The organism is Aromatoleum aromaticum EbN1, from assembly GCF_000025965.1.
GTDB lineage: Bacteria > Pseudomonadota > Gammaproteobacteria > Burkholderiales > Rhodocyclaceae > Aromatoleum > Aromatoleum aromaticum.
The window spans coordinates 795667-810040 of the sequence record NC_006513.1; the positions used below are offsets into that span (position 1 = coordinate 795667).

The 14374-nt window shown below is 65.7% G+C and carries 17 protein-coding genes; 4 read left to right on the forward strand and 13 right to left on the reverse strand.

Annotation, left to right across the window (positions count from 1 at the left end; genetic code table 11):
- Window positions 1-39: 39 nt before the first annotated feature.
- The 11 genes from EBN1_RS03775 to EBN1_RS03825 all read right to left on the reverse strand — a co-directional run bounded on the left by EBN1_RS03775 (window position 40) and on the right by EBN1_RS03825 (window position 8623).
- Entirely contained in the window at window positions 40-924 is an 885-nt protein-coding gene (locus tag EBN1_RS03775) for a toprim domain-containing protein (RefSeq protein ID WP_011236584.1), read from the reverse strand.
- Window positions 921-1160: a hypothetical protein gene (locus EBN1_RS03780; RefSeq protein ID WP_041645689.1), complete on the reverse strand. Its 240-nt coding sequence runs from the start codon at window positions 1158-1160 to the stop codon at window positions 921-923. The genes EBN1_RS03775 and EBN1_RS03780 overlap by 4 nt, the downstream gene beginning before the upstream one ends.
- Window positions 1161-1173: 13 nt before the next feature.
- Window positions 1174-1401: a helix-turn-helix domain-containing protein gene (locus tag EBN1_RS03785; RefSeq protein WP_041645691.1), complete on the reverse strand. Its 228-nt coding sequence runs from the start codon at window positions 1399-1401 to the stop codon at window positions 1174-1176.
- A 487-nt stretch (window positions 1402-1888) separates the two neighbouring features.
- Window positions 1889-2623 carry an IS21-like element ISAzo4 family helper ATPase IstB gene (istB, locus tag EBN1_RS03790; RefSeq protein WP_011235973.1) on the reverse strand — a complete coding sequence of 245 codons (735 nt, stop codon included), beginning with the start codon at window positions 2621-2623 and terminating at the stop codon, window positions 1889-1891.
- 22 nt (window positions 2624-2645) lie between these two features.
- Window positions 2646-4214, reverse strand: coding sequence for an IS21 family transposase (gene istA, locus EBN1_RS03795; RefSeq protein ID WP_011236587.1), 1569 nt, complete (start codon window positions 4212-4214; stop codon window positions 2646-2648).
- Between the two features lie 205 nt (window positions 4215-4419).
- The gene (locus EBN1_RS03800) at window positions 4420-4992 is read right to left on the reverse strand and encodes a hypothetical protein (protein ID WP_041645694.1); all 573 of its coding nucleotides are present in this window, start codon (window positions 4990-4992) and stop codon (window positions 4420-4422) included.
- Window positions 4993-5126: 134 nt separating this feature from the next.
- Complete coding sequence (locus tag EBN1_RS03805) at window positions 5127-5357, reverse strand: type II toxin-antitoxin system MqsA family antitoxin (protein ID WP_041645696.1); 231 nt, start codon at window positions 5355-5357, stop codon at window positions 5127-5129.
- Window positions 5354-5632 (reverse strand): DUF4258 domain-containing protein, encoded by a 279-nt coding sequence (locus EBN1_RS03810; protein ID WP_041645698.1) that lies wholly within the window; start codon window positions 5630-5632, stop codon window positions 5354-5356. Before EBN1_RS03810 ends, EBN1_RS03805 begins: the two co-directional genes overlap by 4 nt.
- A complete protein-coding gene (locus EBN1_RS03815; protein WP_011236590.1) occupies window positions 5629-6864 on the reverse strand; it encodes a tyrosine-type recombinase/integrase in 1236 nt (411 codons plus the stop codon). The genes EBN1_RS03810 and EBN1_RS03815 overlap by 4 nt, the downstream gene beginning before the upstream one ends.
- An 814-nt stretch (window positions 6865-7678) precedes the next feature.
- Window positions 7679-8026 carry a hypothetical protein gene (locus tag EBN1_RS03820; protein WP_157866569.1) on the reverse strand — a complete coding sequence of 116 codons (348 nt, stop codon included), beginning with the start codon at window positions 8024-8026 and terminating at the stop codon, window positions 7679-7681.
- 318 nt (window positions 8027-8344) lie between these two features.
- Window positions 8345-8623, reverse strand: a complete 279-nt coding sequence (locus EBN1_RS03825; RefSeq protein WP_041645703.1) for a hypothetical protein — start codon at window positions 8621-8623, stop codon at window positions 8345-8347.
- A 135-nt stretch (window positions 8624-8758) separates the two neighbouring features.
- Here EBN1_RS03825 and EBN1_RS03830 point away from each other — a divergent pair, with 135 nt between their 5' ends.
- Window positions 8759-9673 (forward strand): LysR family transcriptional regulator, encoded by a 915-nt coding sequence (locus tag EBN1_RS03830; protein ID WP_011236594.1) that lies wholly within the window; start codon window positions 8759-8761, stop codon window positions 9671-9673.
- Here the strand turns inward: EBN1_RS03830 and rnk are convergent, their stop codons facing one another.
- Window positions 9674-10051: a nucleoside diphosphate kinase regulator gene (rnk, locus tag EBN1_RS03835; RefSeq protein WP_041645705.1), complete on the reverse strand. Its 378-nt coding sequence runs from the start codon at window positions 10049-10051 to the stop codon at window positions 9674-9676. It abuts the gene before it with no gap.
- Window positions 10052-10230: 179 nt separating this feature from the next.
- Window positions 10231-11139, reverse strand: a complete 909-nt coding sequence (locus EBN1_RS03840; protein WP_241762801.1) for a LysR family transcriptional regulator — start codon at window positions 11137-11139, stop codon at window positions 10231-10233.
- Window positions 11140-11291: 152 nt separating this feature from the next.
- Between EBN1_RS03840 and EBN1_RS03845 the strand changes: the two genes are divergently transcribed.
- The 3 genes from EBN1_RS03845 (at window position 11292) to EBN1_RS03855 (ending at window position 14369) form a co-directional block, all read left to right on the forward strand.
- A complete protein-coding gene (locus EBN1_RS03845) occupies window positions 11292-12329 on the forward strand; it encodes a cupin domain-containing protein (RefSeq protein WP_011236597.1) in 1038 nt (345 codons plus the stop codon).
- A gap of 25 nt (window positions 12330-12354) precedes the next feature.
- On the forward strand, window positions 12355-13065 hold the full coding sequence (locus tag EBN1_RS03850; RefSeq protein WP_011236598.1) for a fumarylacetoacetate hydrolase family protein: 711 nt from the start codon (window positions 12355-12357) through the stop codon (window positions 13063-13065).
- 107 nt (window positions 13066-13172) lie between these two features.
- A complete protein-coding gene (locus EBN1_RS03855; RefSeq protein ID WP_011236599.1) occupies window positions 13173-14369 on the forward strand; it encodes a 3-hydroxybenzoate 6-monooxygenase in 1197 nt (398 codons plus the stop codon).
- Window positions 14370-14374 lie beyond the last annotated feature (5 nt).

Here is a 14374-nt window from a genome sequence, read left to right on the forward strand (position 1 = left end):
CGTCATCAATCGAAGGTGCGTCGAGAAATTCAGCAGTCGTCATGCGGCCCTCACAGTGCGCCGCAGCGCCGCCAAGTCGTTGAAGTCCGTCCCGCTTGCGCCTTCGGGGAACTGCGGAACGATCAGCGCCGCGCCGGTCGCGTTCGCCGCCGCCGTCGCAGCGGTCACGCCCGGATTGCCTTCGGTGCCCCGGTCGTTATCGGCACAGATCACCAGTTCAGCGGCAGGCCATGCAGCCCGCGCCGCCTTCGCTACCGGCAGCAGGTTTCCGGCATTCATCGCACACAGCGCCGGAAGCCCGGATTCCTCGTGCAGCGTCGCGCCGGTCGCCCAGCCTTCACAGATCAGCAGCCGCGCCGGGTCGGTCAAGTCGCCCACCGGGGAAAACAAACCGCCAGCGCGGCCCGGTCGAAACCGCTTGCCGCCGTCCGGTGCGATGCGTTGCACGTTCCACAGCAGCCCGAAAGCATCGAACAGCGGAACGATCAGCAGCCCGGCCCGCTGGCGCAGGTTGTGCGCCTTCACGCCCTTGGCGGTCAGGTACGGATGCGCCGCGCCCGCCGGTGCCGCAGCGTCCCATTCAGCCCGCGCCTCTTTCGCTCGTGCCTCGTGTTCCGCTCGCCGCTCGGCTTGCGCCTTTTGCCGCGCCGCCTCGATCAACTTGGCGAAGGCGTCGCGCTCAGGGTCCGTCATGCGCTTGCCGTCCGCCGCCCAGGTCGAGCGTAGCCCGGTTTTCCAGCTACCGAACACGCCTGCCGCCCGGCCATCCAGGTGCAGCGAATACCAGCCGTTGAGCGTGCCGCGCCGGTCGCCTTCGACGTGGAAGCGATGCAGCAGCCCGTCTGCCTCGATCACCGCTGGCGGAACGATGCGGTTCTCGCGCATCGCATCGCGGAAGGCTTCGATGGTGTCGAGCGCGTTCATAGCCGGCCCTCCGCGAGCAGCAGCGCCGCCACCGCCGCGAGGATCAGCAGCACAGCCAGATCAACGTTGATCGCGCCGCCGCTCCTGTGCCGCCAAGTGCGCTTTGGTCGGCGATTTGTCCGGCTGGCCTTTCCCAGCGAATACCAGCCCACCACCGGGTCGACGTTGATAGAATCGCGGGAGTCGTTTTGCTTGGGGTCGTGCCGCTCGGTGCGGCCCTTTGTTTTTTGGGTCATCGCCGCCCGCCCCTTATGCCGTTGCGCCGGTTGCACGGGTGCGGCTTTCCATCCATGCGAGCAGGTCGGCACGGCGGTAACGGACTTTGCGCCCCACTTTCAGGAACGGCAGCGCATAGCGCCCAGTCGAGCGCCACACGGACAAGGTGCCGGGGGAAACGTCGAGGATCGCGGCAGCGGCCTTGTCGTCGAGCAGATCAGCGCCCGCCGCGATCAGGTTTTGCAGGTTTTGGGTTGTCATGGTTCGCATCCATTAAATCCCGCTGGGGTGCGGGATGGATGCGAACTTTGGGGAAAGGCTTGCAGGCGAAACAGTGAAAGGGTTTCACCGTTAAGGGCGTCATCGTCCCGAGTGCCCGGCGTTGCTGGCTTCGGGTACGTCGCCCATTAAACGTCGGGCTTGCGCCCGGTATGCGCCCATTCCGGTCGAATAAGTGACGCCGCTCTCTCAGCTTGCGACTTTGATAGCCCGCGCTCGATCAGCCATGCCGCTACCGTTGCGTTCGTCGGATGCGTCGAAGGTGCGCATTCCGACGAACGTGACCGCCTGCACCGACGAACGTGACCGGGGGGTCTGCGCGCGAAGCGTGGTGTTCAGATTCTAACCGCGTCGGTCACGATCACGGTCAATTCGAGGCACGGCGCAGGCTTATCCACAGGCGGCCGCCAGCGCGCCTCATACGCTGGCGGGCGGGCGCCTGTGGGTAAGGCGTCTCGCGCGCACGGCCTCATGCCTTTTCCTTTCTTCTCATCGACTCGCCCTTGAGGGCGAGCTTGTGCGCGGCGTGCACGACGCGATCGAGGATCGCATCGGCGAAGGTCGGGTCGCCCAGGTAGGTGTGCCAGTGCTCGATCGGCAGCTGGCTGGTGATCACGGTCGAACGCGTGCCGACGCGGTCGTCGAGCAGCTCCAGCAGGTCGCTTCGCTCCTGCGCCGACGGCGCGGCCAGGCCCCAATCGTCGATGACGATGAGATCCATGCGCGCGAGCTGCATGAGGCGTCGGCTGAAGCTGCCGTCGGCATGCGCGATGCGCAGCTCTTCGAAGAGCCGCGGCAGACGCACGTAATAGGCCGCGAGGCCCTGCCGGCACGCGGCATTGGCGAGCGCGCAGGCGAGCCAGGTCTTGCCGCTGCCGGTGGGCCCGGTGATGAGGCAGTTCTGGTGATGGCGGATCCATTGCCCGGTGCCGAGCGCGGCGATCTGGCTGCGCTCGAGCCCGCGCCCGGCGCGGTAGTCGACGTCCTCCAGGCAGGCTGCAGCGGCTTTGATGCGGGCTGCCTTGAGCAGCCGGTCGATGCGTTTGCCGTCGCGCAGCAGGATCTCGCGATCGATGAGCTGGGCGAAGCGCTCCTCGAAGCTGAGCGCGGTGATGGCGGGCTGGGTGAGCTGCTCCTCGAAGGCGCGCGCCATGCCTTCCAGGCGCAGGGCATGCAGTTGTTGCAGGCTGTGTTGCATCAGCATCGATGTTCTCCGGTGGGTGGAATCAGTGGTAGTAGCGCGCACCGCGCAGGTTCTCGTGCACGGTGGGAAGCGCCAGTTCGGTTTGGCTAGCGGCAGTGGGAGTGGGAGTGGGGAGCGGTGCGCGGTCGAGCCCGCTCTTGAGGATCGAGGCGACGTTGCGGTAACGCATCGCCCCGAGGGTGACGGCGCGGGTCGCCGCGGCTTCGAGCCGTTCGTTGCCGTATTGGCGACCGAGGCGCATCAGCCCGAGGCACGCCCGGTAGCCCTGCTCGGGGTGCGGCATGCGTTCGAGTTGGTGGCTGACCACCTGCTCGGTGTGCGGGCCGACGGTGGCGCCCCAGGCGATGAGTTTGCCGGGCGACCACTGGCGATGCGCCTGATGGGATGCGGGCATGTGTTCGGTGAGCGTGGAGTAGACGCCGGGCCGGTGGCTTCTCGCATGCACCGCGACGCGACGGCCCGCGGCAAAGCATTCGATGCTGCTCGCGGTGATGCGCAACTCCACCGCTTGGCCGGCGAGCGCATACGGCACGCTGTAGTAATGCCCGTCGAACTCGACGTGGTAATCGATATTGGGCTTGGCCCGTTTCCACTGGGCGAACTGGAACGCGGTGGCGGGCAACGGGCGCAGCGCCGGCCGATCGAGCGTCTCGAACGCTTCGTGGCGCGAGCCTGGCAGGCGCCGGAAGGCACGCGTGTTCAGCGGCTCGAGTAACGCGGCGATCGCCTCGTTCAACTCTCCCAGCGAGAAGAAACGTCGATGCCGCAGCCGCGCCAGAATCCAGCGCTGCACGATCTGTACGCCGACTTCGACCTTGGCCTTGTCCTGCGGCTTGTAGGGGCGCGCGGGCAGGATCGCCACGCCGTAGTGCGCGGCGAACTCGGCGGTGGTGCGCTGCAGTTGCGGCTCGTAGCGGTCGGCCTGCCCGACGAGCGAGCGCGTATTGTCGGGCACCACGAGCTCGGGCACGCCGCCGATGAAGGCCAGCGCCCGGGCGAGCGAGCCCAGCCAGTCGGCCTGCGACTGCGTCGCCGTGGCGCAGGCGAACGTATAGCTCGAGGCGCCGAGCACCGCGACGAAGATCTGCGCGCGCGAAATCTCGCCCGTGTCGGCGTCGACGATCGGCACCGTGTCGCCCGCGTAATCGATGAAGAGTTTCTCGCCGGCGCGGTGCACCTGGCGCATCGAGCGCTTGAGCGTGCGGGCGAACGCGCGGTACAGGTCGCAAAAGCGCGAGTACTGATAGCTCGGCCCGTCGGCCGTCTGCACGTACTCTTCCCACAGCAGCGCCAGCGTGACGTTCTTTCGCTTGAGCCCCTGATGCACCGCCGCCAGATCCGGCGGCACATTCGCGACGCTCGCGCCACGTCCACGCCGGGCGACCCCCAGCACCCGGCGCAACTCGGCCTCGTCGGCCGCCGACAACTCGGCCCACGGCCGGCCGCACTCCTCGGCCGCCTTCACATACTTGGCGACCACTCCTTTGGAAATCGACAGCGCGCGGGCAATGCGCTCATGCGACAGCGCGCAGTCGTATTTGAGCCGTAACAGCTCCCTGATCTTGTGCATGGCAATCCGCTCCGCCGGCATCCTCGGTCTCCGCGCAAAGCGCGCGAGGGTAGCCGGCCTGACAAACGACGTTGCCACGCTTGGCCTCACAAACCCGTTCCGATTTGATCGTGACCATTGATTCCGACATCGTGACCGCCCATTCCGACAACTCGCCGAAATCGGTCACGATCAAATCGGAATCCGCGGTCACGACCGCGGATTCACCGGTCACACTATTTCGGAATCAGCGGTCACGTTGGGTCGGAATCCGCATCGAAGGGTCGCATTTGTCGACATTCCCCCACCAGCGCCGCGCCGCCTGATTCACGCGCGCAAGATCATCGGAAACGTGCGAACGGTCAGGCGGGGGAGGCGGTTCGCTCTCCGCTCGGGGTTGGGGTGCGGTGTTCTTGCTGCGGATTCCTTCAACGTCCGCACGCTTGAGAAACACATGCGCTATCGGGATGCGATCTTTAACCGGATCGCGCTCCCCCCAATCACACTCGCTCCAATACCGCCCCTTCTCATCGTTCTCAGACAGGGCAGCTATGCACGCGAAGCCTGCCTGCATCAAATAGCCCGCACCGTGTCTGTCGATAGGCACCATCCAGAACCACATCTGCTTTTCTTCGACAGGATAGGAAAAACTGTTGCCTTCCTCATCCTCGTCCCATTCCAGCTTCTGGGCTTTGCGAAATTGATTCAGCAGCCCATAAAGCCGAACCCGCCCCTCATATGCAGCGATCAGCAGCGTATCGGTATCGGCACCCAGCATTTCCGCTGCGCGCTCCAGCCGGATATAAGTCGTTTCGATCATCAGCGCCCCCTATTGCGCTTCGCCCTTGCAACAGGTGCCGCGCCAGCCGGGCAAGGGAACCCGGTTTTCCTCCCGTCGGAGTAGGCGCGGCAGAGCTCAGGTTTTCTCAGGTCATGCAGCCCGCTGCGCCTGCCTCACGCAGCCGCCGCAAAGCGCCGCACGTCGACCTCCACGCCCGCCGCCGCCGCTTGCTCGGCCTGCCGCAGCAGTGCAGCGGTCACGGCCTCGTCATGGAAGGCTTCGCCGCAGTTGTCGCAGACCTCGGCAGGGACGGCCCGGAACACAACGGCCATACCGCCGCGCTCAAGGGTCACGGTCGCGGTGCCCGGCTTGGTTTCGCCGTGCTTGCAGATCGGGCATTTCATGGTTTCTTCCTCGTCGCAAAGTCCGCCATCCACAAGGCGGGATCAGGTTCATAAACAGTCACGATGATGCGCTCGCCGTCGTCCTGGTTGTCGGCATAGACGACATGCAGCGGCCTTGCTCCCGCGTAGCCCAGCCATAGGCAGCTTGGATAGGGCGTGTCAGTCGGGTAGTCCTCGATCGCCCGGCCACCAGCCAGAGCCGCCGCCACGTCGTTTGTCGATATGCCGCGCTCGAACATCCTGCGCACGGCGTGCTGCCGATAGATCAGCCTCACGCTGCACTCCGCTTGTTCGGCAGCCTCACCACGTCCGCGCCATCCTTCAGGCCCGCCGCTTCGAGCATCGCACTCGTGGCGGTATTCACGGACTGGCGAACCGGATCAAGGTCGAGTCGCGCATAGATCGCGGTCGCCTGCTGGCTCTTGTGGTTCAGGCTCTTGCCGATGATCGCCAACGATGCGCCGGTGCGCGCCTGCCAGCTCCCCAGCGTGCGCCGCAGGTCGTGCAGCGTTGCCCCGTTCGGCACGTCGCGCCCGTAGGGAATGCCCGCCCGCGCCATGACGCGCTCCACCGCCTTCTTCGGCTCAACAACGTGGCCCGTCCGCCCTGTGCCGGGAAACACGAAACCGCCACCCGTCGCATCCTTCCGCGCTTCAAGGATCATCACCGCTTCCGGGCACAGCGTCACAGTTTGCGGCTCGCCGTTCTTCGTTCTCGGGATTCGCCACACGCCCGCCGCCAGATCAAGCTCGTGCCAGTGCATCGCGCACACGTTCGCCCGCCTCGCGCCCGTCAGCAGCGCCAGCAGGATGAAGTCGCGCATGGTGTCATCTTCTTCCGCCACCGCCGCGAAGAATCGCGGCAGTTCATCGGCTTGCAGGAAGCGGTCGCGGGAAACCTTCTTGCCCGCCACCTTCACCCCTTGCGCCGGGTTGAAGTCCAGACGGCCCCACTCCACCGCCTTGCCGAATACGCCAGACGCCAGCGCCCGGATGTTGCGCACGGTCGCCACGGACTTGCCCGCCTTCTCCGCATCGCTCAGAGCCTTGGCGATCATGGCCCGGTCGATTTCAGACAGCCTCTTGTTGCCCATCGGCTTTTGCAGGTAGTCGCGGAACCGTTGCACGTCAGCCGGCCATGCCAGCTTCTTTTCCCCGTGCCGGGTGCCGTACTCAGCGAAAAACTCGGTGAGCGTCGGTTCAGCCTTGAATGCGCGCTTCGTTGCGGCTGGATTCGCGCCGCTCTCAATCTCGGCATTCACCAGCGCCGCCGCCTTTCGTGCTTGCTCCACCGTCATCGCCGGGAACTTGCCCAACGTCACACGCTCGGGTTGCCCGGCCTTCAGCCGCCGATAGACGGAAAAGCTTTTCACGCCGGTCGCTGATACGCGAAGTTGCAGGCCGGTCGTCTTGGTGTCGTGATAGGTGTCACGCTTCCCAGCATCGGGCGTGGGCAGGGCGGCCAATCGCTCTTTGGTGAAAGGGAACCGCGTTTTGTCGTCAGCCATGATCTCGCCTCTATGCAAACCGGATCGCGTGGGGTTACGCCGGGGTTACATCGGGGTTACGTTTTCGGTCAAAAACCGTTATTTTTCGTGTAACCCCGTTAAGGCGAGTATGCTTTAAGTATGCTGTTTCGTAAAGGTTTATTAATGTTGGTTAGCCCATAGGTTTCCCGCGAAACTCGGATTCATAACCCATAGGTCGGCGGTTCGATTCCGCCCATCACCACCACGTTTTCGAGAGCCGTTGATCCGCAAGGTTCAACGGCTTTTTCATGTCCGGAGCCCGCTGGGCAGGGGGAGTACATTCGCCTTTGACCGGCCCGGGAATTCACTTCTCACTCACTTCTCACTCACTTCTCACTTCTTCCCCGCCGCTTCGGAGTCGAGCCAAGAGATGCCCGACGGACCGGTCCCTTGAAGCTGGAGGATCGTCTCCTCGGCGGTCGTACAGGCAAACATCGACAAACATCGACAGGCCCGCCGGAATCATCGTCACCCGCCTTCAGAAAGCGTGCAGCGCGACGAGGAAGTGAATGTGTTTGGCTCGCGCACGAAAAGGCCATTCAATTCAAGCACGCGAGCAGGGGAAATCCAGCTTTCCGACAGGGGATTGGAGCGGACGCAGCACAAAACAAATCGTGTCGTTACGGTCGGTTTTTGTGCGCAGGCAGACCTGCATGTACTGCCGGGGTACCTGTCGCAGAGACTGGAAGATGGACAGAAACTCCATCAGCCAGCCGCTGCTGCGCCCCATCGGCAGTAAAAGAGCGCACGGGCGGTGCGGCCGGTATCTGCAGCACCGCCTCGTCGCTCCGCGTCAGGCGACGACGAACTCCTGCTTCCGACCCAGCCGCTCCGCCCGCTCGCGGCTCAACTCACGCCCGTAATCCAGGACCGCACGCCACAACTCCGGCAGGGGCACGTAGATGCCATCGCCGTGGCCGCCGCGCCAGTCGCCGCGCCGCAGCCACAGGACGATCCCGCACAGGGCATCGAACTCCTTGTCGTCGCCTCGATCCGCGCCGCGGTCGGCAATGATACGGTGCGCCGCGTCGCACAGCCTCGCGAGCCAGGCGTCGGGAAGCCGCTCCGGCCGCAGGCCGTCGGCCCCTACGATGTTCGCGAAATCGGCCAACTCCCCGAGACTCCAATCCATTGGTTTCATCGCGACCTCCGTTCACTCATCCATCATTTCTCCAGCACGAAAACAGCCCCGCCACAACCGATCCGTCAAGCCGCATCAGTCGCATCTTCGCGTCGCAACCGCACGTCGCCCCCCTCCCCAACCGGCGCTTCCGCCGCCGGCGCAGAAGCCTCGTACACCGGGTACAGCAACACCAGGCTACCGATGCCGCCGAGCCTGTGGAAGCGCGCACTCGGTCTCACCGCGATCAACATTACCCTACTGTCATGGCTCGCCGGGCCGTTCGAATTCCGCTCTCGCATCGCTTGCCTCCTTCAGTCCACAAGTTTCCGCTGCGCATCAGGCGCTGGCCGGCCGCTTCACCCACACCCTGACGCCCGGCGGCGGCAGCGGCCGGCGCCGCAGTATTGCGAGCTTCGCGGCAGGACCAGGCGCGACCTCCCGCTCCGGCACCGGAGCGTCGCCGTCTTCCACCGGAGCGGCAGGCGGGTAATCGCGCCGCTTGATGTCGCCGGCCCGGCGTGCCGGATGCACGCCCGCCTCGCGTTCGACCGGAACGGACACCGCCGCCTCGTACTCCCGCCACACCCACACCATCTCGAGCCGTTCGTCAGCCATTTCACCCTCCTTCGACCCTCCGCGTCGTCTTGCAGTCCGCCCTCAGGGTCACCCTCATGTTATGCGCAAGGAAGCGGCGGGATAAGCAAGCCAGATCGCACCAAGTTGTTTCCGGACGCTCTACAATAACCGGCCATGGAAGATCTCAATCTGATGGCCACCTTTGCGCGCGTAGTCGAGGCGGGAAGCTTCTCCGAGGCGGCCCGGCGCCTCGACGTCTCCCGCTCGGCGGTGAGCAAGGCCGTGGCCAAACTGGAGAAAGCTTTCGGCGCGCGCCTGCTCAACCGCAGCACGCGGGCGCTCAGCCTGACCGAGGTGGGAGCTGCAGTGGCCGAGCATTGCGCGCGCATCGTCGACGAAGCGGAACAGGCGGAACAGGTCGTGATGAGCTTTCATGCCGAGCCGCGCGGCATCCTGAAGGTGAGCGCCTCGGTCGCGTTCGGCACGCTGCATGTTGCGCCGGCGCTGGCCGATTTCCTCGGCCGCTACCCGGAGCTTGCGCTGGATATGATGATCACCGACAAGCTGGTGGATCTGGCCGAGGAAGGCTACGACCTGGCAGTGCGGGTCACCGGCGAGCCGCCGGGAAGCCTCGTCGCGCGCCGCCTCGCGCCGGTGCGCCGGCGGATCTGCGCGACGCCCGAGTACTTCCGCCGCCGAGGTGTGCCCCAGACGCCCGAGGATCTGGTGCACCACCACTGCCTCAGCTATGCGCACTCGGGCGAGAAAGGGCAATGGCGCTTCAGCGGGCCGGAGGGCGAGATTGCGGTGCCCGTGAAAGGCCCGCTGCACATCGACGACGACGAGGCGCTGTCCCAGGCGGTTCTCAGCGGCCTGGGGGTCGCGCTGCTGCCGACCTTCATCGTTGGCGGAGATCTGCAACAGGGGCGGCTGCAGGCAGTGCTCTCCGAGTACCTCCCCGTGCAGCAGCACGTCTACGCCCTGTACCTGCCAACGCGCCATCTGCCGGCGAAGGTGCGCGCCTTGATCGACTTCTTCGTCGCACGCTTCGGTCCCGAGCCGTACTGGGACCGCAGTCCCGCGCGTTAGTCAGCCGGCAGCGCGCAGGCGGGACTGATGGAGAACTTCCTCGACTCGCAGGCGCCGCCTGGGCCCCCTTGGAAAGTCCCATTCGATAACCTGATCGACCGATAGCCCGAGCAGCGCCGCGCCCACCGGCGCAAACACCGACACCTTGCCGGCGGCAACATCGGCCTCCTCGGGATAGACGACCTGTATCTCGCGCTGCTCGCCGCTGGCCTCGTCGAGGTAGCGCACGCGCGAGTGCATCGTGACTACGTGACGGGGGAGGAAGTCGGGCGGCACGACGACCGCGCGCTCGAGTTCCGCGCGCAACTGCGGGCCGGGCTGCATCGCCATCAGGCGCACGAAGTCGTTGTCGGTCAGGATCAGGTGTTCCGAATTCATCGCAGCATCCTCCAGTTGGCCGAACCCCGCGCCGGTGACGGCAGCTGGCGCAGATGCCCCGATGGTAGGCCGGCAGCCGGATCGCGATAAGTCCGTCAAACCGAACCAGCGTGGTGCCTCCCCGGCAACGATCGCCGACTCAAGAGCCGGAGGCGACCGTCCTGCTCCCGGCGCCTCCGTCAATGCCCCAGCGGGCTCGACAGCAGCTCCTGGATCAGTGCGCGCAGCCAGCGGTTGCCGGGATCGTTGTTGTAGCGCCCGTGCCAGTGCTGCTTGACGGCATATTCGGGCAGCGGGAAAGGCACCGGGTACACGCGCAGCCGCTCCTCGTCGGCGAGCAGTTCGCCCAGGCGCTGGGGGATCGTCACGAGCAGCGCGGTGCGCTCGACGACGTAGGCGATGCCGACGAAGCTCGGGATGCGCAGCACGACGCGGCGTTTGATGTCCTGGCGCGCGATCTCGCGGTCGATGATCAGGTGGCCGGTGCCGGAAGTGCTGACGACGGCGTGCTCTTCGGCTTCGAACTGCGCAAGCGTCAAGCCGCGGCGAATGCGCGGGTGCGTCGCGCTCGCCATGCAGACGTAATGCTGGCGGAACAGCGCCTGCTGGTAGAAGCCGGCCTCGAGCTGCGGCATGAAGCCGAGCGCGACGTCGACCTCGCCCGATTCGAGCATGCCGGCGGTGTTCGCCGAGAGATTCGCGATGTCGATATGGATGCCCGGTGCGACAGTACGCAGCCGTTCCCACAGCCGGGGCAGCAGCACGAGCTGGCTGATGTCGGTCATCGCGATGCGGAACGTGCGGCGAGCCCGCGTCGGATCGAACTCGGCACGGTGGCCGGAGGCAGCGGAGACCGCCGCCACGGCCACCCGAATCGGCTCGGCCAGTTCCTCGCCGAGCGGCGTCGGTTCCATGCCCGCCGACGTGCGCACGAACAGCGGGTCGCCGAAATGCTCGCGCAGCTTGCCGAGCGCGATGCTCACTGCCGGCTGGCCGAGCCCGAGATTCTCGGCCGCGCGGCTGACGCTGCGCGTCTTGTAAATTTCGTCGAAGACGCTCAACTGGCGGATTTCGAGAGTTTCCATCATTTCACTCTATTCCATTTTCGAATGAATGGCATTCGATACAACGAATGGATTGAATGTCTGCTGTTCAGTACATTTCGCCCACCGATAACAATTTTGTTGATCCAGATCAAAATAACTGATCGAAAATCGATATCCAAAGGAGGAATGCAGTCATGTCGGAACTCGGAACCCTTGAAGATCTGCCGGCCGATTACCGGCAGGCGCTGGCCGCGCAGAACCTCGTGCCGCTGTGGCCGAGCCTGCGTGCGGTGCTGCCGCATGGCCAGCCCGGCCCGCGCACCCACGCGACGATGTGGTCGTACGAGAGCCTGCGGCCGCTGCTGATGCAGGCCGGCGAGCTGACGCCGATCGAGAAGGCCGAACGCCGCGTCCTCGTGCTCGCGAACCCCGGCCACGGCCTCGAGAAGATGCAGGCGAGTTCAAGCATGTACCTTGGCATGCAGTTGCTGCTGCCGGGCGAATGGGCGCCCGCGCATCGCCATACGCCGAACGCGGTGCGCATGATCGTCGAAGGGACCGGCGCCTACACGACGGTCAATGGCGAAAAATGCCCGATGCAGCGCGGCGACCTGATCCTGACCCCGACCGGGCTGTGGCACGAGCACGGCCATGACGGCGACGAAGCGGTCGTGTGGCTCGACGTGCTCGACCTGCCGCTGGTCTACTACATGGAAACGTCGTACGCCGTCGAAGGCGAGAAACAGGACGTCGTCCCGCGCCGCGGCGACCGCGAATACCTGCGCGGCGGCGTCGTGCCGAGCCCGGTGTTCACCCGCGACACGTCAGCCTATCCGATGCTGCGCTACCCGTGGGTCGACGTGCGCGCGGCGCTCGAAGCGCTCGCCGCCGAGCGTCCCGGCGGCGACGCGGTGCAGGTCGCGTACGTGAATCCCGAAGACGGCAGCGACTGCCAGAACATCCTCGGTTTCTCGGCGCTGATGCTGCGGCCGGGCGAGACGCTCGCGCTGCCGGCGCGCTCGCCGGCGATGGTGTTCCACGTCATCGAAGGTGGTGCGCTCGTTTCCGCCGACGACACCGCGTTCACGCTCGCCGAGGCCGACACGTGCTGCGTCCCCGGCTTTGCGCGCGTAACGTTGAAGAACCGCTCGACGAGCGAACCGGCGTTCGTCTTCATCGCCGACGAGTCTCCGCTGCACCGCAAGCTGGGACTCTACGAAGTCCGCGCCTGACCGCCCTTTTCCTGGAGAGATCACGATGAGCCAAGCAAAATACGCATTCACCCCGCCGCCGGTCCAGTCGCTGCCGATTCGCGGCACTGACGCCCGCTTTCCGATCAACCGCCTGTTCTTCGTCGGCCGCAACTATTACGCGCACTCGGTCGAGATGGGGAACCCGGTCGACAAGGCGACCTCCCGACCGTTCTACTTCACCAAGGCACCTTCGACGCTGACCGAATCCGGCGCGACCGTCGCGTATCCCCCCGGGACGAAGAACTTCCACTATGAGATGGAGCTCGTCGTCGCGATCGGCGCGCCCGGTTTTCGCGTTGCCGAAGCCGATGCGGAAAAGCTCATCTACGGCTACGCCTGCGGCCTCGACATGACGCGCCGCGACCTGCAGCTCGTCGCGCGCGAAGCCGGCCGGCCCTGGGATCTGGGCAAGGACGTCGAGCAGTCTTCGGTCGCGTCCGAAATCGTGCCGAAAGGCGAACTCGGCGTCGTATCGCAGGGTGCGCTGACTCTCGTCGTCAACGGCCAGACGAAGCAGTCGTCGGACGTGTCGCTGCTGATCTGGAGCATCCCCGAGATCATCGCCGACCTGTCGCAGTTCTATCACCTGCAGCCGGGCGACCTGATCTACACCGGCACGCCCGAAGGCGTCGGCGCCGTCAATCCGGGCGACCGGCTCAGCGGGCGGATCGAGGGCATCGGCGAGATCAGCTTGCTGATCGGCCAGCCGGAATAAGAAAAAGAGAGCAAGACAACCGAGAACCACTTCCGGACCGGGAACAGTCGGGCCAGAACCTGCGGACCGCAGAGAACGGCCCGCGCATCGACACAGAGGAGACGAACATGAGCGAGACACTTCCCGTAATCGTCGCCGGCGGCGGCATCGGCGGCCTGGCCGCGGCACTGGCGCTGGTGCGCCAGGGGTTTTCGGTCAAGGTGCTGGAGCAGGCGGCGGAGATCGGCGAGATCGGCGCCGGCATCCAGCTCGGCCCCAACGCCTTCCACGCGTTCGACGCGCTGGGCGTCGGCGACAAGGCGCGCGCCCGCGCGGTCTATACGGACGAGATGGTGATGCACGACGCGCTCGACGAGAGCCTCGTCGGGCGCATCCCGACCGAGGAAGCGTTCCGCAAGCGCTTCGGCAATCCCTACGCCGTGATCCATCGCGTCGATGTGCACCTGTCGCTGCTCGAAGGCGCGCAGGAGACCGGCCGCGTCGAATTTCTGACGTCGACCCGCGCCGAGCGCGTCGAGCAGAACGAGCACGGCGTCACGGTGTTCGACCAGCATGGCAATGCGCACCGCGGCATCGCGCTGATCGGCGCCGACGGCGTGAAGTCGGCAGTGCGCGCGCAGTACGTCAATGACCCGCCGCGCGTCACCGGCCACGTCGTCTATCGCGCGGTGATCGACAAGAAGGATTTCCCGGAAAACCTGCAGTGGAACGCCGCGAGCATCTGGGTCGGCCCGAACTGCCACCTCGTGCATTACCCGCTGCGCGGCGGCGAGCAGTACAACGTCGTCGTGACTTTCCACAGCCGCCAGCAGGAAGAGTGGGGCGTCACCGAAGGCAGCCGCGAGGAGGTGCAGAGCTACTTCCAGGGCATCTGCCCGAAAGCGCGCCAGCTGATCGACCTGCCGAAGAGCTGGAAGCGCTGGGCGACTGCCGACCGCGAGCCGATCGGCCAGTGGTCGTTCGGCCGCGTGACGCTGCTCGGCGATGCGGCGCACCCGACGACCCAATACATGGCGCAGGGCGCGTGCATGGCGCTTGAAGACGCCGTGACGCTCGGCGAAGCGCTGCGCGTCCATGACAACGACTTCGTCCGGGCTTTCGAGCTGTACCAGCGTTCGCGCGTCGCCCGCACCGCGCGCATCGTGCTGTCGTCGCGCGAGATGGGTCGCATCTACCACGCCAAGGGCGTCGAGCGTCTCGTCAGGAACGACCTGTGGAAAGGCCGCACGCCGGAGCGCTTCTACGACGCAATGGAGTGGCTGTACGGCTGGAACGTCGATAACTGCCTCGCCGCGGCGGCATGAGGGAA

What these genes read in the sequence shown, in the direction of transcription:
- EBN1_RS03800 (WP_041645694.1), bottom strand. Translation starts at nt 4,992, where the DNA reads ATGATCGAAACGACTTATATCCGGCTGGAGCGCGCAGCGGAAATGCTG.
- EBN1_RS03820 (WP_157866569.1), bottom strand. Translation starts at nt 8,026, where the DNA reads ATGAAACCAATGGATTGGAGTCTCGGGGAGTTGGCCGATTTCGCGAAC.
- istB (WP_011235973.1), bottom strand. Translation starts at nt 2,623, where the DNA reads ATGCTGATGCAACACAGCCTGCAACAACTGCATGCCCTGCGCCTGGAA.
- EBN1_RS03850 (WP_011236598.1), top strand. Translation starts at nt 12,355, where the DNA reads ATGAGCCAAGCAAAATACGCATTCACCCCGCCGCCGGTCCAGTCGCTG.
- EBN1_RS03780 (WP_041645689.1), bottom strand. Translation starts at nt 1,160, where the DNA reads ATGACCCAAAAAACAAAGGGCCGCACCGAGCGGCACGACCCCAAGCAA.
- EBN1_RS03830 (WP_011236594.1), top strand. Translation starts at nt 8,759, where the DNA reads ATGGAAGATCTCAATCTGATGGCCACCTTTGCGCGCGTAGTCGAGGCG.
- EBN1_RS03775 (WP_011236584.1), bottom strand. Translation starts at nt 924, where the DNA reads ATGAACGCGCTCGACACCATCGAAGCCTTCCGCGATGCGATGCGCGAG.
- istA (WP_011236587.1), bottom strand. Translation starts at nt 4,214, where the DNA reads ATGCCGGCGGAGCGGATTGCCATGCACAAGATCAGGGAGCTGTTACGG.
- EBN1_RS03815 (WP_011236590.1), bottom strand. Translation starts at nt 6,864, where the DNA reads ATGGCTGACGACAAAACGCGGTTCCCTTTCACCAAAGAGCGATTGGCC.
- rnk (WP_041645705.1), bottom strand. Translation starts at nt 10,051, where the DNA reads ATGAATTCGGAACACCTGATCCTGACCGACAACGACTTCGTGCGCCTG.
- EBN1_RS03805 (WP_041645696.1), bottom strand. Translation starts at nt 5,357, where the DNA reads ATGAAATGCCCGATCTGCAAGCACGGCGAAACCAAGCCGGGCACCGCG.
- EBN1_RS03855 (WP_011236599.1), top strand. Translation starts at nt 13,173, where the DNA reads ATGAGCGAGACACTTCCCGTAATCGTCGCCGGCGGCGGCATCGGCGGC.
- EBN1_RS03825 (WP_041645703.1), bottom strand. Translation starts at nt 8,623, where the DNA reads ATGGCTGACGAACGGCTCGAGATGGTGTGGGTGTGGCGGGAGTACGAG.
- EBN1_RS03840 (WP_241762801.1), bottom strand. Translation starts at nt 11,139, where the DNA reads ATGATGGAAACTCTCGAAATCCGCCAGTTGAGCGTCTTCGACGAAATT.
- EBN1_RS03785 (WP_041645691.1), bottom strand. Translation starts at nt 1,401, where the DNA reads ATGACAACCCAAAACCTGCAAAACCTGATCGCGGCGGGCGCTGATCTG.
- EBN1_RS03845 (WP_011236597.1), top strand. Translation starts at nt 11,292, where the DNA reads ATGTCGGAACTCGGAACCCTTGAAGATCTGCCGGCCGATTACCGGCAG.